The sequence below is a fragment of the Nocardioides eburneus genome (assembly GCF_040838215.1).
Classification (GTDB): domain Bacteria; phylum Actinomycetota; class Actinomycetes; order Propionibacteriales; family Nocardioidaceae; genus Nocardioides; species Nocardioides eburneus.
Genome location: NZ_JBFPJR010000034.1, coordinates 1 through 19,576, shown reverse-complemented (window position 1 = coordinate 19,576; position 19,576 = coordinate 1). Strand labels below are relative to the sequence as shown.

Below are 19,576 nucleotides of genomic sequence, written 5' to 3'. Positions count from 1 at the left end.
GAGACGGCGGAGGGACGCGAGCGGACGGCCGATACCCTGAGCGCCATGCCTGATCAGCCCGCCCTCGTCGGTCCGGTGGAGATCATCGGGACGGGGCTGCTCGGGACCTCCGTCGGTCTGGCCTGCCGCCGGGCGGGACTGGAGGTGGTCCTCAGCGACACCTCGCCCGGCCACGTCCGGACGGCGCGCGGCCTCGGCGCCGGCCGCAAGCGCCTGCCGGCCGACCGACCGCAGCTCGTGGTCGTCGCCGTGCCCCCGGCGCAGCTCGGGGCGGTCATCGTCCAGGCGCTCCGCGACACCGAGGCGTACGACGCCGTGGTGACCGACGTCGGGAGCGTGAAGTCCGCACCGCTGGACGAAGTCGCGGCGGCGGTGCCGGCGCAGACGCTGCGGCGCTACGTCGGCGGCCACCCGATGGCGGGCAGCGAGCGCTCCGGCCCGTTGGCGGGCACGGCGTCCCTCTTCGACGGACGTCCCTGGGCGGTGACGCCGCACCCGGCCGCCGATCCTGCCGCGGTGGCGCTGGTCGAGGAGCTCGCCGGGCTGTGCGGGGCCGTCGCGCTGCGGCTCGACCCGGAGGCGCACGACCGGGCCGTCGCGCGCACCTCGCACGTGCCGCACCTGATGTCGGCGCTGGTCGCGGCCCGCCTCACGTCTGCGCCCGCCGACCACCTCGCGCTCAGCGGGCAGGGCGTCCGGGACGTCACGCGCGTCGCGGCCGGGGACCCCGCCCTCTACGGCCAGATCGTCGCGGGCAACGCGCGGGCGGTCACCGAGCTGCTGACCGAAGTGCGCGCCCAGCTCGAGACGCTGATCGAGGCGGTCTCCGGCGGCGACGGCGAGGCGCTCCGGGCCGTGCTCGCCGAGGGCGTCGCCGGCACGCAGGCCATCCCCGGCAAGCACGGCGGCCCGCAGACACCCGGCGCGAGCGTGTTCGTCTCCGTGCCCGACCACCCGGGCGAGCTGGCACGCCTCTTCGCCGACGCGGGGGAGAGCGGCGTCAACATCGAGGACGTCCACATCGACCACGACCCCGGCCGGCCCGTCGGCCTCGTCGAGCTGCTCGTCGCCGAGGACGGTGCCGAGCGGCTGCTCACCTCGCTGGAATCGAGAGGCTGGGTCACTCACCGGTAGGCTGCCGCCTCGTGAGCAGCGCCCAGAACCCCTCGTCCGCTGTCGTCGTCGCCATCGACGGGACCTCCGGCTCCGGCAAGTCCAGCACGTCCCGGGGTGTCGCGGCCCGGCTCTCCCTGCGCTACCTCGACACCGGTGCGATGTACCGCGCGATGACCTGGTGGATGCTCGAGCATGCGGTCGACGTCCATGACGCCTCGGCGGTCGCGGCCCGCGCCCACGAGCCGGTCATCGTCTCCGGCACCGACCCGCAGGCGCCCACGATCACGCTCGACGGCGTCGACGTGTCGACCGAGATCCGCAGCGACCTCGTCAACGCCAACGTCTCCCCGGTGAGCGCCGTGCCCGAGGTGCGGGCGCGGATGCTCGAGCTGCAGCGCGCGACGATCCAGGACGCGCTCGATGGGCCGGGGATCGTCGTCGAGGGCCGCGACATCGGCTCGGTGGTCTGGCCGCAGGCCCAGGTGAAGCTCTACGTCACCGCCGACCCGGCCGCCCGCGCGGCGCGTCGGGCGCTCGAGGAGGGCGGCAGCGACGCTGCCCGGGTGCAGGCGTCCCTCGAGGCGCGTGACCGGATCGACGCGAGCCGCACCACCTCGCCGCTGGTGCAGGCCGACGGCGCGGTGCATCTCGACACCACGCCGTACACCCTCGAGGAGGTCGTCGACCAGGTGGTCGCCCTGGTGGAGGACGCGAAGGCGACGGCGAGGACTCCGTGACGACCGGGATCTCCGACCGGGCTCGGCGGGAGCTGCCGCGCTCCGACGAGGTCGCCCACCCGGTCCGGTGGATGCTCTACCGGTTCCGCTGGTTCGGACGCTGGGGGATCCGGCGGCGGTACGACGTCCGGCTGCACGGCACGGAGAACGTGCCCGCGACGGGGCCCGTCATCATGGCGTCCAACCACGTCGGCATCATGGACGGCCCGCTGCTCGCGATCTACTCGCCGCGGCCCGTGCACGCGCTGACGAAGTCGGAGATGTTCGAGCACGGCTTCCTCGGGCGGTTCCTGCTGCTCGTCGGCCAGATCCCGCTGCACCGCACGTTCAGCGATCCGAGCGCGGTCAAGATCGCGCTCCACGTCCTGCGCCAGGGGCGCGTCATGGGGATTTATCCCGAGGGCGCGCGGGGGAGCGGCGAGCTCCACCGCTGGCACCACGGGGCGGCGTACTTCGCCCTCGCCTCGGGCGCGCCCGTCGTCCCGGTGATCATGTTCGGCACTCGCGAGCCGGGCGGCGGCGCCTCGTCGCTGCCGCACAAGGGCGGCCGCATCGACATCGTGTACGGCGAGCCCTTCCGGGTCGACGCGGTGCCGTGGCCGCGGCGCCGGGAACAAGTCGAGCAGGTCTCGAAGTTGTTGCAGGAGCACATGCAGGTCCATCTGGACCGTGCGAAGGCGTTGACCGGGCGTTCGCTGCCCGGGCCGCTTCCCGAACCCATCGAGGAGAACGAGTGAACGAGCACGAGCTCGAGAGCATCGGCCTGTCGCCGGACGGTGACGACAGCGCGCCGACCGGGCCCGTCCCCGTCCTGGCCGTCGTCGGGCGTCCCAACGTCGGCAAGTCCACGCTCGTCAACCGCATCCTCGGTCGCCGTGAGGCGGTCGTCCAGGACGTCCCCGGCGTGACCCGTGACCGGGTGTCGTACGACGCCGAGTGGAGCGGCCGGGCGTTCACCCTCGTCGACACCGGCGGCTGGGACCCCGATGCGCGCGGCCTCGCGGAGCGGATCGCGGCGCAGGCCGAGATCGCGGTCTCGCTGGCCGACGCGGTCCTGTTCGTGGTCGACGCGAAGGTCGGCATCACCGACGCCGACGAGGGCGTGGTGAAGATCCTGCGCAGGGCTGGCAAGCCGGTCGTCCTCGCCGCCAACAAGGTCGACGACGAGCGCGCCGAGGCGGAGGCCTACGGCCTGTGGAACCTCGGCCTCGGTGAGCCGTTCCCGGTGTCGGCCCTGCATGGCCGCGGCTCCGGCGACCTGCTCGACGCGGTCCTCGCGGCGCTGCCTGAGACGCCGGCGTTCACCGAGGGCGAGGAGGTCGGCGGCCCGCGGCGGATCGCACTCGTCGGCAAGCCCAACGTCGGGAAGTCCTCCCTGCTCAACAAGCTCGCCGGCGCCGAGCGTGTCGTCGTCGACAACGTCGCCGGCACGACCGTCGACCCGGTCGACGAGCTGATCGTGCTGGGCGGTCGTCCCTGGCGCTTCATCGACACCGCCGGGATCCGCAAGCGGGTCAAGGAGGCGTCTGGTCACGAGTACTACGCCTCGCTGCGGACCTCCACCGCGATCGACCGTGCCGAGGTCGCCGTCCTGGTCCTCGACGGCGGGCAGCCGATCTCCGAGCAGGACATCCGCATCCTCCAGACCGTGCGTGAGGCCGGGCGTGCGCTCGTCATCGCGTTCAACAAGTGGGACCTCGTCGACGAGGAGCGCCGCTGGCAGCTCGACCGGGAGATCGAGCGTGAGCTCGTCCAGGTCCAGTGGGCGCCCCGGATCAACATCACCGCCCGCACCGGCTGGCACGTCGACCGTCTCGTGCCCGCGCTCGACCGCGCCCTCGAGGGCTGGGAGACGCGCATCGGCACCGGCGCCCTCAACACCTTCCTCGGCCGTCTCGTCGCCGAGCACCCCCACCCCGTGCGTGGTGGGAAGCAGCCGAAGATCCTCTTCGGGACCCAGCCGAGCACGGCGCCCCCGACGTTCATCCTGTTCACCTCGGGCAGGCTCGACGCGTCGTACGAGCGGTTCATCGAGCGGCGCCTGCGCGAGCAGTTCGGCTTCGTCGGCACCCCGATCGTGCTGCAGCAGCGGGTGCGGGAGAAGCGCAAGCGCTGAGCCACGCGGGCCTGCGCGACGGGGTCTCCGAGGGGCCCTTGGGGGGTGGCCCCGGGACCTCTGGCCGATGGTGTCCGGAGGGGTCCTCGGCCCTAGAATCCGGTCGTGCAGAAGCCCCACGTCATCGCCTACTTCGCGGACGATCCCACCCGCGTCTACCAGCTGCTCCAGTGGCTGCCCGTGCTCGAGCTCCTCGACGAGAGCCACCCGGTCGGCATCGTGACCCGTGAGCCCGCCACCGCGACGATCGTGCGCCATCGCACCGCCCTGCCCGTCTACGTCGCGCCCGCCTTCGCCGAGCTGGTCTCGCTCTACGACTTCCTGGATGCGAAGGTCGTCGTCTACTGCAACAACGGCATGCGCAACTTCCAGTCGTTGCTCGACGGCCGGATGCTCCACGTGCACATCAACCACGGTGAGAGCGACAAGCAGAGCATGGTCAGCAACAACGCCAAGGCCTACGACCGCGTGTTCGTCGCGGGCGAGGCCGCGGTCCAGCGTCATCTCGCCGGGCTGATGGAGCTCGACCCGTCGAAGCTGGTCCGGATCGGTCGCCCCCAGCTCGACCTGCGGCCGACGCCGCTGCTGCCTGCCAGCGACCGGCGTACGGTCCTCTACGCGCCGACCTGGGAGGGCGACGCGGCCTACAACGACTACACCTCGGTCGACGTCTTCGGCCCAAAGATCGCCGAGGCGGTCCTGACCGTGCCCGACGTACGCCTGGTCTACAAGCCGCACCCTAAGGTCAGCACGAGTACGACGCCGGCGATCGCCGAGGGACACCGCCGGATCCTCGCCCTGGTGGAGGACGCGGCGCGCCGTGACCCGGAGGGCGGTCACGTCGCAGTCACCCAGGGCGACATCCTGGCGGTCATCCCCAGCTGCGACGCGATGATCACCGACGTCTCCTCCGTCGGCCTGGACTGGCTCTACCTCCAGACCGACAAGCCGATCTTCGTCACCGATCGTCACCACGACGGCGAGCGGCTGCGCACGGAGGTGCCCGTGAGCCGCTGCGCCGACGTGGTGGACTCCACCAACCTGGCCACACTCGCCCAGCTGGTGGCGGCCCGCCTCGACCACGACGAGCACCGGATCGCGCGCGCCGCGATGCGGCATCACTACTTCGGCGACGTCGCGGCCGGCGACAGCACCATGCGGTTCATCGGCGCGATCGACGAGTTGGTGTCCCTGCGTGACCGGCTCGTCGGCGTCCAGCCGCCGCCGGAGGGCGAGATCGCCGCTGCGACCGCCTGAGGTGGCCGGTCGTGAGCCGCCGTCCCTGACCTGTGCGCAGCCCAGGGACGCCGGCATATGGGCCTCGACGGAGTGCCGGGCCCGGCGGACTTGGTGGTGATCGCGCGGCGCCGGACTCGGCTCGGGCCTCGCTGCCATCCCGATTGTGGGGGGCCAGAACTCCTACGCTAGGCTGCGTCTTGCTTCAGCGGGCGTGTGGCTGAAGCATCGGGCTGTGGCGCAGTTTGGTAGCGCACTAGACTGGGGGTCTAGGGGTCGCAGGTTCAAATCCTGTCAGCCCGACCGTGTGAATGGTCGCCGCGTGAGCGCGGCAATACGGCGCATGACGTGACGTGCGTGTGTCGCCGTCTCGGCGCTACTCGGATGGCGCTCTTGCCTCGGCCGTCGCGGAGCCTCACTCATGGCGCGGTGTCCTCAGAGCTCTCGGGCTCACCGCGACCTCTGCTGCTGCGATGCGATCGGTGCGGCGCCGCGCAGACGGCCTTGGCCTGGACCACAGCCACTTCACGTGACAGCGACGCTGGACGGATCAACAGCTGCGGTCGCCGGAGACAGCATCGACCGGATCCAGGTGAAGACGGCCGGCGTGCGACGCAACGGCACGTGGGTTGTCTGGCTCTCGACCACGGGGAGCGAACGGGTGACCTACGAGCCCGACGAGATCGACTACTTCTTCGTCGTCGACGGTGATCTTCACAGGCGGTCGGAGGCGGTCCCTGCCGCGGCGCGTGCCTGGTCTGGACATTCTCACGGCTCGGGTTTCGCCCCCGGTCGAGCGGGCATGGCACTCACGAACCGTCGCGAGGGGCACTCGGGATGCCGCCGGGCGGTTCGTCCTCACGACACGGATCGCCCGTGTCACCCGACCCGAACAGGAGCCTGCTCGTGAACAAGCTCGTCCGCATCGCCGCCGGCACGTTGACCGCTACCGTGGTCGCCGCCGGCGGCGCACTCGCCGCGACCGGTTCGCCCGCCTCGGCGGCCGACTCCGGTGGCGTGCGCTACAGCGCCAACACCGTGACCTACGGCCAGACGTTGAAGGTCAGTGGCACCTCGCCGGTCAGCAGCGGGAAGGTCTACCTGTATGCGAAGCCGTACCACGGTTCGTGGGGGAAGGTGGCGTCCAAGACGACCCCGGCGAGCTTCGCGTTCAGCGTCAAGCCGGCGAAGTACACGCAGTACTACGTCCGAGTGGTCCCCACGTCCGGAGACCCGCTGAGGACCTCGGCTCACCCGATCAGCGTCCACCGGAAGCTGACCCGGCCGGCGGTCCACCCGAAGGCGAAGACGATCACGGGCAAGGTCAGCCCGGCGTACAAGAAGCGTCTCGTCACCATCCAGAAGCGTTCCTGCACGAACTGCGCGTGGAAGAAGGCGAAGGTCGTGCGCACCAACAAGTGGAGCACGTGGACGCTGCGCATCCCGGTCAAGCGGATGCAGTACCGGGCGGTCGTCGCGGCGAGCAACGGTTTCAAGAAGACCGGCGGGCCCGTCACCCAGGTCGTCGTTCGCTACGGGCGCGCGGTCAGGTGATGCTCATCTGACCCTCGACCGACAGGATGGACGCGGGGCCGGGCGGACCGTCCGGCCCCGGGACGTGCGCGGATGGGATGCTCGACAGGTGGGTGAGCAGGCGACCGAGCGCAGGAGCGAGATCCTTCCAGCGGACCGGCCCGGAAGCTTCATCCTGCGGATGGACGGGATGGAGCAGTCCCATGTCGACCTCGTCGACCCGACCCGGCTGGTCTTCGACTACGTACGCCGCCTCGGTGACGTCGTCGACGTCCAGGCCCCGGGAGGGCAGCCGCTGCGCGTCGTCCATGTCGGGGGAGCGGCACTGACCCTGCCGCGGTACGTCGCCGCACGGCGACCTCGGTCGTGGCAGGTCGTGCTCGAGCCGGACGAGGCGCAGACCGCCCTGGTCCGCGCCGAGCTCCTGTTGCCTCCCCGCAGCGGCATCCGGGTGCGTCCGGTGGACGGCCGGACCGGCCTCTCGGGCCTGCATGACGGCGCGGCCGACATGGTCGTGCTCGATGCGTTCGCCGATGGCCGGGTCCCGGCCGATCTCGTGACAGCGGAGGCGTTCGCCGACGCTGCTCGGGTCCTGGCAACCGGCGGCCGGCTGGCGGCGAACCTGGTCGACCGGGCGCCGTTCGCCCATGCCCGGCGGGTGATCGCCGGCATCCGCACGGTGTTCCCGCAGGTCATGCTGACGGCGGAGCCGGCGACACTGCGTGGCCGCCGGCAGGGCAACCTGGTGGTGGTGGCGGGCCAGCACGTCCCGGTCGAGGAGCTCACCACCCGGGTGGCGGGCAGCGCGGCGCCGTACCGCATCCTCGACGATCGTGCGGTGAGCGACTCCTTCGGCGGCGGGCGTCCGTTCACCGCCGACGACGCCGAGGCGGGCCCCGAGCCGGAACCCGCCAGGCGCCGCGGCCGTTAGAGTGGGGGCATCCGCCCTCGCCCGACCCGCCCGAACAGAAGGACGAACGAGCACCCGATGGACGGCTCTCAAAGTAGCCACCCGCCCCGAACGACCACCTGCGGCTGCGCCGCTCGAGCCGGAGCGAGCCGCGCGTGGTGACCTCCGTCCTGCTCCTGCTCGCGGCGGTCGCACTCGTGCTGGCCTGCGGCATCTTCGTCGCCGCCGAGTTCGCGCTGGTGACCGTGGACCGCGCGGGCGTGGACCGTGCCGCCGACGAGGGGGACGTGCAGGCCGCCGGCGTACGCCGGGCACTGCAACGGCTCTCCACCCATCTCTCCGGAGCCCAGCTGGGCATCACGATCACCAACCTCGGCATCGGCTGGCTGGCCGAGCCGGCGATCGGCACACTCCTCCACGACCCGCTGCGGTCGCTCGGGCTCCCTCAGGGGGCCGTCGAGCCGACGGCGGTCACCGTCGCGCTCGTCCTCTCCTCGGTGCTCACGATGCTGTACGGCGAGCTCGTGCCGAAGAACATCGCGCTGTCCCTGCCCCTCGGGACGGCGCGCGCGACGCAGGGATTCCTGCGCGGGTTCACCTCGGTGAACCGGCTGCCGATCCGGCTCCTGAACGGCACGGCGAACGCGCTCGTACGCCGGCTGGGGATCGAGCCCCAGGAGGAGCTGCGCTCCGCGCGGAGCTCGACCGAGCTCGCCTCCCTGATCCAGCGCAGCGCCGACGAGGGCACCCTCGACGCCGACACCGCCGAGCTGATGGAGAAGTCGGTGGAGTTCGGCACCCGGACCGCGGGGGAGATCATGACACCGCGGGTGCGGGTGCACAGCCTGGAGGAGAACGACCGCGCGGAGGCGCTCCTCGCTCTTGCCCGTCGGACCGGCCACTCCCGCTTCCCGGTCCTCGATGACCACGACGGCGTCGTCGGCACGGTGCACATCAAGAACGCCGTCGCGCTGCCACTCCACGAGCGCGCGACGGTGAAGGTGAAGCACCTGATGGCGAAGCCCGTCGTCGTGCCGGACTCGCTCCGTCTGGATCCGCTCATGGAGCTGCTGCGGGCGGAGGGCTTCCAGATGGCGGTCGTCCTGGACGAGTACGGCGGCCAGGCGGGCATCGTCACCCTCGAGGACGTGATCGAGGAGATCGTCGGCGACATCGCCGACGAGCACGACCCGCTCTCTGCGCGGGCACGGAAGCGACGCGACGGCAGCTGGTCCCTCTCGGGCCTGCTGCGCCCCGACGAGGTCGAGGACGTCACCGGCGTGGCGCTGCCCGAGGGCGAGGACTACGACACTGTCGCCGGGCTGGTCCTGCGGGTGCTCGGCCGGATCCCGGCCCGCGGCGACGTGGCGGAGGTGGCGGTCCCCGACCTGACGGATCCGGACGAGCCGCGCGAACGCCTCGCGTTCCTGACCGTGGACCAGATGGACGGGCGGCGGATCGACCGCCTCTCGCTCAGGGTCGTCGACGCGGCCCCGTCGGAACCGGAGGGTGGTGACGAAGCGTGAGCACGCCCGTCTCCCTGATCCTCGCCGTCGTGCTGCTGCTCCTCAACGCGTTCTTCGTGGCGACCGAGTTCGCGCTGGTCTCCTCGCGGCGCAGCCAGATCGAGCCGGCCGCGCAGAGCGGCTCCCGGCTCGCCCGCACCGCGCTGCACGCGATGGAGCACGTCTCCTCGATGATCGCGGGCATCCAGCTCGGCGTCACCGTCTGCTCGGTGCTGTTGGGTGCCGTCGCCGAGCCGGCGGTGGCTCATCTGTTCGAGCCGCTCTTCCACGCCGTACACCTGCCGGAGGGCGCGCGTCACCCGGTCGCGTTCATCGTCGCGCTGGCACTCGTCGCCTTCCTGCACGTCGTGCTGGGGGAGATGGTGCCCAAGAACCTCACCCTCGCCGCGCCCCATCGGGCCGTCCTCCTGCTCGCCCCGATCATGTATGCCCTCGTCACCGTGCTGCGGCCGCTCATCGCGGTCCTCAACGCGATCGCCGTCGGGAGCCTGCGTCTGCTGCGCGTCGAGCCGAAGGCGGAGGTGAGCTCGACCTACACGCGTGAGGAGGTGGCGGCGCTCGTCGAGGAGTCGCGCGGAGAGGGGCTCCTCCAGGAGGACGAGTACGACCGGCTCGCCGGTGCGCTCGGCTTCACCGAGAAGCGTGTCGCCGAGGTCGTGCTCCCCGTCGACCGCCTGACGACCGTGCCCCGTGGTGCGTCCGGTGCCGACGTCGAGGCCGTGTGTGCCGCGACCGGCTTCAGCCGCTTCCCGGTCGTCGGCGACGACGGCGACCTCCTGGGCTACCTGCACATCAAGGACGTCCTCGAGCCGGACGAGGTACGCCGACAGCGACCGGTCGAGGACAAGTGGATCAGGCCGTTCGCGCCGGTCGCCTCCGACGACCTGCTTCACGAGGCGCTCGAGACCCTGCAGCGGCGTGGCGCCCACATGGCGCGCGTCGTCGACGCCGAGGGAACGACGCTCGGCGTGGCGACTCTCGAGGACGTCATCGAGGAGCTGGTCGGCGAGATCCGGGACGCGGCCCACGCCGACGAGCCGCGCGAACGGGCCGACGGCACGGCGGGCTGAGCCTTCCGACGGCGCGGCACGCGATTTCGGATTCCGAGGACGGGGCGCGGCCTGTCTATCGTGGACGTGTGACGGGTGAGCTGGCGGGCGAGAAGGCGGAGGAGATGAGCAGCGAGACGGCGGACGAGACCCGCGCGGCCGCCGCCGACGCGCCCACGTCGTCACCCGGAGCCGACCGGGTCGTGACACTGCCCAACGCGGTCAGCCTGCTACGCCTCCTGCTGATCCCCGTCTTCCTCTGGCTCGTGCTCGACGAGCGGCTCGACCTCGCCGCGCTCGGTGTCCTCGTCCTCTCCGGCGCCACCGACTACCTCGACGGCTACCTCGCCCGTCGGCTCGGCCAGCACTCCCGGCTCGGCCAGCTGTTGGACCCGGTCGCCGACCGCCTCTACATCCTGGCCGTCGTGGTCGCGCTCGCGCTGCGCGACGTGATCCCGTGGTGGGTAGCGGTCCTGCTCCCGCTGCGCGACCTGCTCATGTGGGGTCTGGTTCCGCTGCTGCGTTCGCGTGGCTACACGACGCTCCCGGTCCACTTCCTCGGCAAGGCGGCGACGTTCAACCTGCTCTATGCCTTCCCCTTGCTCTTCCTCGGCCAGGGGGACGGCGTCGGGCCGCTGCTCGCCCGCGTCTTCGGCTGGTCGTTCGCGCTGTGGGGGATCGCGCTCTACTGGTGGGCCGGAGTGCTCTACGCCTGGCAGGTCCGTCGCCTCCTCCTCACCACGCCGCCACGGCGGCGCAGGCGTCCTGGTGGCCGGTCGTGAGCGCGATGAGGACCGACCCGGCCCCGCGGCCGCCGGTGCCGTCGTCGGTCACCATGCCGCTGCTGACCCGGATCACGCAGCAGTCGCTCGACGAGGACTACCTGCACGTCGCCGACCGGCGTCGTACGGCGTCAGGCGACCGCCCTGCCGGCGGCGGCCGGCGTCGGCTCACGGCGGTGACCGTCGTCGCCGTCGTCGCGTTCGGTCTGCTGGTCGCGATCGCCGCGGTCCAGACCTCCCGCAACGCCACGGTCCGCGAGGAGAGCCGGTCGGTGCTGATCAGCCGCATCGACGACCAGCAGCGGGTGGTCAGCCAGCAGCACCAGCAGATCGCCGACCTCAGCGACCAGAACACCGCCGAGGAGTCGGCCTTCGCCGACATGGGACGCCAGCTCAGCCAGGCGACCAGGCGGGAGCAGGCCCTCGCGCAGACCGCCGGCTTCGGACCGGTCGCAGGGCCGGGCGTCCAGATCAGCGTCGACGACGCGCCGAACGGCGGGCGCTCGGGCCTCGTCCAGGACGACGACCTCGCCGGGCTGATCAACGGCCTGTGGGCCTCCGGCGCGACGGCCGTGAGCGTCAACGGCCAGCGCGTCACGGCCCGCAGCGCGCCGCGCAACTCGGGGACGGTCATCCGCATCAACGGCGTGTCGCTCTCGGCGCCGTACGTCGTCTCCGCGCTGGGAGACAACCGGACGCTGCTCGCGAAGTTCGCCGAGACCGGGTCCGGTCGCTCCTTCCAACTGCTGACCAGCACGCTCGGCATGCCTGTCACGATGGACAATGTCGACCACCTGCAGATCCCGGCCGGGCCCGTCGGCCTGATGGACCTGCGCAGCGCCCGATCCGCGACCGGCCAGAAGCCTCAGGAGGACCATTGATCGCCGCCCTCGGACTCGTCGTCGGGATCGTCCTCGGCCTGATTTTCCGACCGGAGGTTCCCGTCGGGTTGGAGCCCTACCTGCCGATCGCCGTCGTCGCGGCCCTCGACGCCGTCTTCGGTGCGCTGCGGGCCTTCCTCGACGGGATCTTCGACGACAAGGTCTTCGTGGTCTCGTTCGTGAGCAACGTCGTCATCGCCGCGGGCATCGTCTACCTCGGCGACAAGCTCGGCGTCGGTGGCCAGCTCTCCACCGGCGTCATCGTCGTCCTCGGGATCCGCATCTTCTCCAACGTCGCCGCCATCCGGAGGCACATCTTCCATGCCTGACCCGAAGACGGATCCCCGCGCCGCGTCGCCGGCCGGCGAGTCGCGCCCGCCGGAGGTGGAGGGCGCGGCCGACGGTGACGAGCAGCTCGAGGACCGGGAGCAGGGCGCCACCCAGGAGCGGCCGGACGAGACGAGCGCGGAGCCGTCGAGGTCCGAGGAGCAGCGACGCGCGCCCGACAGCGGTCCGGTCGCCGAGCCGGAGGCGCCGCTGACCGGCCGCGACCGGCTCGTCGATGCGCTCACGCACCCGCGTCGCGGGCAGGTGCTGGCGGCCGTGCTGCTCGCGCTGGTCGCCTTCGCCGGCGTGACGCAGGTCCGCACCAACGTCGACGACTCGACCTACGCCGGCTCTCGCGAGCAGGACCTCATCGACATCCTCTCCGGGCTCGCCGGGACGACCCAGCGGGCCCAGAGCCAGCTGCAGGAGCTGGAGCGCACGAAGGAGCGCCTCGACTCCGACACCTCCAAGCGCGAGGCTGCCCTGCAGGAGGCCCAGAACAAGGTCAGCACGCTGAGCGTGCTCGCCGGGCTCGTTCCCGTCCGCGGACCCGGGATCAAGGTCACCATCGAGGAGAAGACCGGCGCGGTGAAGTCCGAGAACCTCCTCGACCTGATCGAGGAGCTGCGGACCAACGGCGCCGAGGCGATCGCCATCAACGACCTGGTCCGCGTGGTCGCGCAGTCCTCGATCGAGCAGGGCGTGGGCGGGCTGGTCGTCGACGGGAAGCTCCTCACCTCGCCGTACGTCGTGAGCGTGATCGGTGACCCGGCCGTGCTCAAGAGCGCCGTGACGTTCGGCCGAGGTCCGGCCGACGAGCTCGAGGGCGACGGGGCAGACGTTCAGGTGGCGCAGGTGCAGGACCTCCAGATCCATGCCGTGCGCAAGGCCGGCGACGGCACCTCCTGACCCAGCGGGGGAGCGCCCCGAGAGGCCATCCCGCCGGTGCGTTGCTCGGTGACCAACCAGTAGGGTGTGGCGCATCGCCGAGCGACCATGAAGGAGAGCCCGTGTACCCCGAGGACCTGAAGTACACCACCGAGCACGAGTGGCTCCGGAGCCCTGGTGAGCACGACGGCTCGGTGCGCGTCGGCATCACGCACTTCGCCCAGGACGCCCTGGGCGACATCGTCTACGTCTCGCTCCCCGCGGTCGGCGACACCATCACCGGTGGCGAGAGCTGTGGCGAGCTGGAGTCGACCAAGTCGGTGAGCGACGTCTACGCGCCGGTCTCCGGCGAGGTCGTGGCGGTCAACGCTGCGCTCGACGCCACCCCGGAGCTCGTCAACGACGACCCGTACGGCGGCGGCTGGCTGTTCGAGGTCGTGCCCGCCGACGCCGGCGCGGTGGACGGGCTCCTGGACGCTGCGGCCTACGAGGCCTCGCTGGCCGGCTGACCTGATAGGTTCGAACCACGGCGACCCTCAGCGTCTGCTTGAGGGTCAGCCGGACCCACCAGCCGACACGTGGAACCCAGGAGCGCCGATGTCCCTGTGCCCTGCATGCGGGAGCCAGAACCCTGATGATGCGCGGTTCTGCTCGCAGTGCGGGACGCCGCTGGCCGCCAGTCACGCGTCCGACTCGACTGCGACGATCCAGCTCGGCAACGAGCAGACCGACACCTCCGACCGGCTCCTCAGCCCGGTCGACGCCGCGACCGTGGACGCGCTGCCGGTCGGCAGCGCCATGCTGGTGGTCCAGCGCGGTCCGGGCTCCGGGAGCCGCTTCCTGCTCGACCAGGAGAAGGTCAGCGCCGGCCGCCACCCCGAGAGTGACATCTTCCTCGACGACGTCACCGTCTCCCGCCATCACGCCGAGTTCGACCGGGTGGGGGAGACCTACTCGGTGAGCGACTCGGGCAGCCTCAACGGCACCTACGTCAACCGTGACCGAATCGACAAGGTCGTCCTCAAGGACGGGGACGAGGTCCAGATCGGCAAGTTCCGTCTGGTCTTCTACACCGGGCACGAGGGCCGCTGACGCAGTGGCTCCGTCCGCTGTCCCGCACGAGTCCGGCGACCGGCTGAACATCGGCCAGGTCCTCGATCTGCTGCGTCCGGACTTCCCGTCGGTGACGATCCCGAAGATCCGGTTCCTGGAGGACAAGGGTCTGATCAAGCCGGAACGCACGCCAGCGGGCTACCGCAAGTTCTCCCGTGCCGACGTCGACCGGTTGCGCTATGTCCTGCGCATGCAGCGCGACCACTACCTGCCCCTCAAGGTCATCGGCGAGCACCTCGACGCGATCGACCGCGGCCTCGAGCCGCCGGCGATCGAGCCGACGGTGCCGACGGTGCCGACCGTCGCGCTCGCCGCCGACGGCGCGCCCAGCCCGGAGTCGTTCCGGCGTCACGACTCCATGCGCATCTCGCGCCGTGAGCTGCTGAAGATCGCGGAGGTCGACGAGGGACTGCTCGGCGAGCTTGAGAAGGCCGGCCTGGTGACGCCGATGCGCTCGGGGCACTTCGACACCGACGCGCTCGTCGTCGCCCGGACGGCCCGCGAGCTGGCGGAGTTCGGCATCGAGCCCCGACACCTGCGCGGGATGAAGGCGGCCGCCGACCGTGAGGTCGGGCTCATCCAGCAGATCGTGGCGCCCCACAAGCGGGCCTCGGACCCCTCGGCCGCCGGCCGCGCGGCCGAGATCGGGAGCGAGATCGCCGCGCTCGCCGTACGCCTCCACGCGACGCTCGTCAAGGCAGGGCTGCGGCGCGGCTGACCGCGGTCTCGCGTCACGACGGACGGGCGGGCGGCGCGACGGGTCTGCCGCTGGATCGCCGGAGTAGGGTGAAAGCGTGCGTGAAGTCGATGTCCTCGGAGTCCGCGTCGAGATGCCCTCCAACCAGCCGATCGTGCTGCTGCGCGAGGTGGCGGGCGAGCGCTACCTGCCGATCTGGATCGGGGCCGTCGAGGCGACGGCGATCGCCTTCGCCCAGCAGGGCGTCGTGCCGCCGCGCCCGCTGACCCACGACCTGCTGAAGGACATCCTCGAGGCCACCGGCAACGAGCTCACCGAGGTGCAGATCACCTCCGTCGAGGACCGGGTCTTCTATGCGAACCTCGTCTTCGCGTCCGGCGTCGAGGTCTCGGCGCGGCCCTCGGACTCGATCGCCCTCGCGCTGCGGACGGGCACTCGCATCGTCTGCGCGGAAGAGGTCCTCGACGAGGCGGGGCTCTCGGTGCCCGCCGAGCAGGAGGACGAGGTCGAGCGGTTCCGCGAGTTCCTCGATCAGGTCACGCCCGAGGACTTCGAGTCCCGCTGAGCCGGTGGCTCGCTTCGCGTTCGGTCACTCTCAGCCTGAGGCTGAGGGTTCCGACACGCCGCCTGCCTCTTTGACCGGGCCGGGTTGTCGTCATACCGTGAACTGTCTTCGTTGTAACTCCACCGCTGTGGTCCACCGATCCCGGCGTCTTCCCCGAGTCGGAGTTACGCGCAACGGAGTAGACCACGGAGGACGACGTGTTCGAGCACGAGCAGGAGCCGGGAGCGGACCCAGGGCTGGCGAAGCGCGCTGCCGAGGACGCGGACGAGCAGGGACTGCTCTTCACTGACGACGTGTCGCCGCTGCCCAGCGACGCCGGCTACCGCGGTCCGACCGCCTGCAACGCTGCCGGCATCACCTACCGCCAGCTGGACTACTGGGCTCGCACCGGTCTGGTCGAGCCGAGCGTGCGCGGTGCCACCGGCTCCGGGACACAGCGTCTGTACTCCTTCCGCGACATCTTGATCCTCAAGGTCATCAAGCGCCTGCTCGACGCGGGGATCTCGCTGCAGCAGATCCGTACGGCGGTCCAGCACCTCCGCGAGCGCGGCACGGACGACCTCACCCGCGTCACGCTGATGAGCGACGGCGCCTCCGTCTACGAGTGCACCAGCAACGACGAGGTGATCGACCTCCTCCAGGGTGGCCAGGGCGTCTTCGGCATCGCCATCGGTGGTGTCTGGCGGGAGATCGAGGGCACGCTCTCCGAGCTGCCGAGCGAACGGACGATGGACGCCTCCGACGATGCCCCGGTGGAGGGCGACGAGCTGGCCGCACGCCGTGCGGCACGCTCCGCAGGCTGAGCCACCCGCCCCTGACGGACGCGCAGCGCGTCCACCGGCGACGCGACCGACATCACTGGCCCCGGGCTCCGCGACTACGCGGATCCGGGGCCGGCGCCGTTATGCTGGACGCGCTGACCATCCCGTGTGGGAGAGCTCCCGGCCGTCGTACGGCTCAAGGAGCGCCGAAGGGGCAATTCCTCCCCGGAACCTCTCAGGCACCCGGACCACGTGGGGCAGGCGACTCTGGAGCGGTGCGTCCGCGACAGAGGGGGAGGACCACCGTGCCGTGTGTCCCCGAGGAGCCCACTGTGTCAGACACCCCGTCCCTCTCCGCGCTCGATGGTGCGCTGCCGTTCGTGGACCGCCACATCGGCCTCGCCCCCGCGGACCAGACCGCGATGCTCGACCGGCTCGGCTACGGCTCGCTCGCCGAGCTGATGGATGCCGCCGTCCCAGGCGGCATCCGCAACCCCGACGCGCTCGACCTGCCGCGGGCACTGACCGAGCCGCAGGTCGCGGCGCTCGCGCGCGACCTGGCCTCCGCCAACCGTCCCGGTGAGGCGCTCATCGGCCTCGGCTACCACGGCACCATCACCCCGGCGGTCATCCGTCGCAACGTGTTGGAGGACCCGAGCTGGTACACCGCCTACACGCCGTACCAGCCGGAGATCTCCCAGGGCCGTCTCGAGGCCCTCCTCAACTTCCAGACGATGGTCGGCGACCTGACCGGGCTGCCCGTCGCCAACGCCTCCCTGCTCGACGAGGGCACCGCCGCGGCGGAGGCGATGACCCTGGTCCGCCGAGCCGCTCGCCAATCGAAGAAGGGGAAGGGCAGCGGTCCGTTCGTCGTGGACGCCGACGCGCTGCCGCAGACGATCGACGTGGTCCGCACCCGCGCCGAAGCCATGGGGATCGAGGTCGTCGTCGTGGACCTGGCGGCCGGGCTGCCCGCCGGGGAGATCTCCGGTGTCCTCCTGCAGTACCCCGGCACCTCCGGTCGCGTGCTCGACCCGCGTCCCGTGATCGAGGCCGCGCACGAGCGCAACGCCCTCGCGGTGGTCGCCGCCGACCTGCTGGCGCTGACCGTGCTCGAGGCGCCCGGCGCGCTGGGTGCTGACGTGGTCATCGGCTCCACCCAGCGCTTCGGCGTCCCACTCTTCTACGGCGGTCCGCACGCCGGCTACATGGCCGTCCACGGCGGCCTCGAGCGGCACCTCCCGGGCCGGCTGGTGGGGGTCTCGGTCGACGCCGAGGGGCGCCCGGCGTACCGGCTTGCCCTGCAGACCCGCGAGCAGCACATCCGGCGTGACAAGGCGACCTCCAACATCTGCACCGCGCAGGTGCTGCTGGCGGTCACGGCCTCGATGTACGCCGTTTACCACGGGCCCGCCGGCCTGACGTCGATCGCGACCCGCGCGCATCGCTACGCCGCCGTGCTGGCCGCAGCGCTGCGGGCGGGTGGCTACCGGCTGGCGAGCGACACCTTCTTCGACACGTTGACGGTGGCTGCGCCGGGTAGGGCGCACGACATCGTCGCGACCGCGCGGAACCTCGGTCTCCACCTGCGTCTCATCGACGCGGACACCGTCGGCCTGTCGACGTCGGAGACCACGACGCGCTCGACGGTCACCTCGGTCCTCACCGCCTTCGGCATCTCGACGGGTGCGGCCACCGGGATCGACCTCGACGAGCTCGACCGTACGACGCCGAACGCGCTGCCCGAGAGCCTCGTGCGCAGCACGGAGTTCCTGACCCACGAGGTCTTCAACTCCCACCACAGCGAGACCCAGATGCTGCGCTACCTGCACCAGCTCGCCGCACGCGACTACGCCCTGGACAAGGGCATGATCCCGCTCGGCTCGTGCACCATGAAGCTCAACGCGACGACCGAGATGGAGCCCATCTCGCTGCCTGGCTTCGCCGACCTGCATCCGTTCGTGCCGGCCGAGGACGCCGTGGGCTATGCCCGGCTGGTCGCCGAGCTGGAGGGCTGGCTTGTCGAGGTCACCGGCTATGACCGGGTGTCGATCCAGCCGAACGCGGGCTCCCAGGGTGAGCTCGCCGGGCTGCTGGCGATCCGTGGCTATCACCGTGCCCGCGGCGAGGCGCAGCGTGACGTCTGCCTGCTCCCCGCCTCGGCGCACGGCACCAACGCCGCCTCGGCCGTCATGGCGGGCATGAAGGTCGTCGTCGTGAAGTCCGCGAACGACGGCACCGTCGACCTCGACGACCTGCGCGCGCAGTGCGAGAAGCACTCCGCCGACCTCGCCGCGATCATGGTGACCTACCCGTCGACGCACGGCGTCTACGAGGAGGGCATCACCGAGCTCTGCGAGATCGTCCACGGCCACGGCGGTCAGGTCTACGTCGACGGGGCAAACCTCAACGCGCTCCTCGGCTACGCCAAACCGGGGAAGTTCGGCGGCGACGTGTCGCACCTCAACCTCCACAAGACCTTCTGCATCCCGCACGGCGGCGGTGGCCCCGGGGTCGGCCCGGTCGCGGTGCGCGAGCACTTGGCGCCGTACCTTCCCTCGCACGGCTTCCACCCCGAGGAGGCCAAGCGCTCGGGCATCGGGCCGATCTCGGCCGCGCCGTACGGCTCGGCGGGGATCCTGCCGATCTCCTGGGCCTACATCCGACTCATGGGTGCCGAAGGCCTGACGAAGGCCACCGCGGCCGCCGTCCTGTCGGCGAACTACGTCGCCGCGCGGCTGGGCGAGCACTTCCCGGTGCTCTATCGCGGTGACTCCGGGCTGGTCGCCCACGAGTGCATCCTCGACCTGCGCCAGCTCACCAAGGAGACGGGAGTGACCGTGGACGACGTCGCGAAGCGGCTCGTCGACTACGGGTTCCACGCGCCCACGATGTCGTTCCCCGTCGCCGGCACGCTGATGGTCGAGCCGACCGAGTCGGAGGACCTTGCCGAGCTCGACCGGTTCGTCGACGCGATGATCGCGATCAAGGGCGAGATCGACCGGGTCGCCTCGGGCGAGTGGACCGCGGAGACCTCGGTGCTGCGCGGCGCGCCCCACACGGCCCGGGCGCTCGTGGGGGAGTGGGATCGTGCCTACACGCGCGAGGAGGCGGTCTTCCCGGCCGGCATCACGGCGGAGAAGTACTGGCCGCCGGTCGCCCGGATCGACAACGCGTACGGCGATCGCAACCTCGTCTGCGCCTGCCCGCCGGTCGACGCCTTCGCCGAGTGACCTGACGACTCGCCAGGACGAGGCGCGCCGAGTCGCGGGTTGTGGCGGGTTGAGTCGCGGGTTGTGGTGGGCTGAGTCGCGGGTTGTGGCGGGTTGAGTCGCGGGT

The 19,576-nt window shown here is 71.4% G+C and carries 19 protein-coding genes, 1 tRNA gene and 1 riboswitch; all 20 genes read left to right on the top strand.

From position 1 onward, the window contains the following. Positions 1-45: 45 nt before the first annotated feature. The 20 genes from AB3X52_RS16155 to gcvP all read left to right on the top strand — a co-directional run bounded on the left by AB3X52_RS16155 (position 46) and on the right by gcvP (position 19,470). Positions 46-1,134, top strand: coding sequence for a prephenate dehydrogenase (locus AB3X52_RS16155; RefSeq protein WP_367995121.1), 1,089 nt, complete (start codon positions 46-48; stop codon positions 1,132-1,134). Positions 1,135-1,145: 11 nt separating this feature from the next. After that, positions 1,146-1,853, top strand: coding sequence for a (d)CMP kinase (cmk, locus tag AB3X52_RS16150; protein ID WP_367995120.1), 708 nt, complete (start codon positions 1,146-1,148; stop codon positions 1,851-1,853). Next, positions 1,850-2,590, top strand: a complete 741-nt coding sequence (locus AB3X52_RS16145; protein ID WP_367995119.1) for a lysophospholipid acyltransferase family protein — start codon at positions 1,850-1,852, stop codon at positions 2,588-2,590. Before cmk ends, AB3X52_RS16145 begins: the two co-directional genes overlap by 4 nt. A 26-nt stretch (positions 2,591-2,616) precedes the next feature. Then, positions 2,617-3,969, top strand: coding sequence for a ribosome biogenesis GTPase Der (der, locus tag AB3X52_RS16140; RefSeq protein WP_367995140.1), 1,353 nt, complete (start codon positions 2,617-2,619; stop codon positions 3,967-3,969). A gap of 105 nt (positions 3,970-4,074) precedes the next feature. Next, entirely contained in the window at positions 4,075-5,226 is a 1,152-nt protein-coding gene (locus AB3X52_RS16135) for a CDP-glycerol glycerophosphotransferase family protein (RefSeq protein ID WP_367995118.1), read from the top strand. A gap of 208 nt (positions 5,227-5,434) precedes the next feature. Then, a tRNA-Pro gene (locus AB3X52_RS16130) sits at positions 5,435-5,508 on the top strand. A gap of 603 nt (positions 5,509-6,111) precedes the next feature. Continuing rightward, positions 6,112-6,759 (top strand): hypothetical protein, encoded by a 648-nt coding sequence (locus tag AB3X52_RS16125; RefSeq protein WP_367995117.1) that lies wholly within the window; start codon positions 6,112-6,114, stop codon positions 6,757-6,759. Between the two features lie 88 nt (positions 6,760-6,847). Continuing rightward, positions 6,848-7,669, top strand: a complete 822-nt coding sequence (locus tag AB3X52_RS16120; RefSeq protein ID WP_367995116.1) for a spermidine synthase — start codon at positions 6,848-6,850, stop codon at positions 7,667-7,669. Between the two features lie 134 nt (positions 7,670-7,803). Further along, positions 7,804-9,174, top strand: a complete 1,371-nt coding sequence (locus AB3X52_RS16115) for a hemolysin family protein (protein WP_367995115.1) — start codon at positions 7,804-7,806, stop codon at positions 9,172-9,174. Further along, a complete protein-coding gene (locus AB3X52_RS16110; RefSeq protein WP_367995114.1) occupies positions 9,171-10,244 on the top strand; it encodes a hemolysin family protein in 1,074 nt (357 codons plus the stop codon). Before AB3X52_RS16115 ends, AB3X52_RS16110 begins: the two co-directional genes overlap by 4 nt. A 68-nt stretch (positions 10,245-10,312) precedes the next feature. Next, positions 10,313-11,005 (top strand): cardiolipin synthase ClsA, encoded by a 693-nt coding sequence (clsA, locus tag AB3X52_RS16105; RefSeq protein ID WP_367995113.1) that lies wholly within the window; start codon positions 10,313-10,315, stop codon positions 11,003-11,005. Positions 11,006-11,010: 5 nt separating this feature from the next. Beyond that, the gene (locus AB3X52_RS16100) at positions 11,011-11,886 is read left to right on the top strand and encodes a DUF881 domain-containing protein (protein ID WP_367995139.1); all 876 of its coding nucleotides are present in this window, start codon (positions 11,011-11,013) and stop codon (positions 11,884-11,886) included. Beyond that, the gene (locus AB3X52_RS16095; protein ID WP_348859729.1) at positions 11,883-12,215 is read left to right on the top strand and encodes a small basic family protein; all 333 of its coding nucleotides are present in this window, start codon (positions 11,883-11,885) and stop codon (positions 12,213-12,215) included. The genes AB3X52_RS16100 and AB3X52_RS16095 overlap by 4 nt, the downstream gene beginning before the upstream one ends. Beyond that, positions 12,208-13,122, top strand: a complete 915-nt coding sequence (locus AB3X52_RS16090) for a DUF881 domain-containing protein (protein WP_367995112.1) — start codon at positions 12,208-12,210, stop codon at positions 13,120-13,122. The genes AB3X52_RS16095 and AB3X52_RS16090 overlap by 8 nt, the downstream gene beginning before the upstream one ends. Before the next feature lie 101 nt (positions 13,123-13,223). Further along, a complete protein-coding gene (gcvH, locus tag AB3X52_RS16085; protein WP_367995111.1) occupies positions 13,224-13,610 on the top strand; it encodes a glycine cleavage system protein GcvH in 387 nt (128 codons plus the stop codon). 88 nt (positions 13,611-13,698) lie between these two features. After that, on the top strand, positions 13,699-14,193 hold the full coding sequence (locus tag AB3X52_RS16080) for a double zinc ribbon and FHA domain-containing protein (protein WP_367995110.1): 495 nt from the start codon (positions 13,699-13,701) through the stop codon (positions 14,191-14,193). Positions 14,194-14,197: 4 nt separating this feature from the next. Then, positions 14,198-14,932 carry a transcriptional regulator FtsR gene (ftsR, locus tag AB3X52_RS16075; RefSeq protein ID WP_367995109.1) on the top strand — a complete coding sequence of 245 codons (735 nt, stop codon included), beginning with the start codon at positions 14,198-14,200 and terminating at the stop codon, positions 14,930-14,932. Positions 14,933-15,008: 76 nt separating this feature from the next. After that, complete coding sequence (locus tag AB3X52_RS16070) at positions 15,009-15,476, top strand: bifunctional nuclease family protein (protein ID WP_367995108.1); 468 nt, start codon at positions 15,009-15,011, stop codon at positions 15,474-15,476. A 197-nt stretch (positions 15,477-15,673) separates the two neighbouring features. Then, positions 15,674-16,279, top strand: a complete 606-nt coding sequence (locus AB3X52_RS16065) for a MerR family transcriptional regulator (RefSeq protein WP_437440568.1) — start codon at positions 15,674-15,676, stop codon at positions 16,277-16,279. Between the two features lie 117 nt (positions 16,280-16,396). Continuing rightward, positions 16,397-16,498, top strand: a riboswitch (glycine riboswitch). Between the two features lie 71 nt (positions 16,499-16,569). Continuing rightward, complete coding sequence (gene gcvP / locus AB3X52_RS16060; protein ID WP_367995107.1) at positions 16,570-19,470, top strand: aminomethyl-transferring glycine dehydrogenase; 2,901 nt, start codon at positions 16,570-16,572, stop codon at positions 19,468-19,470. Positions 19,471-19,576 lie beyond the last annotated feature (106 nt).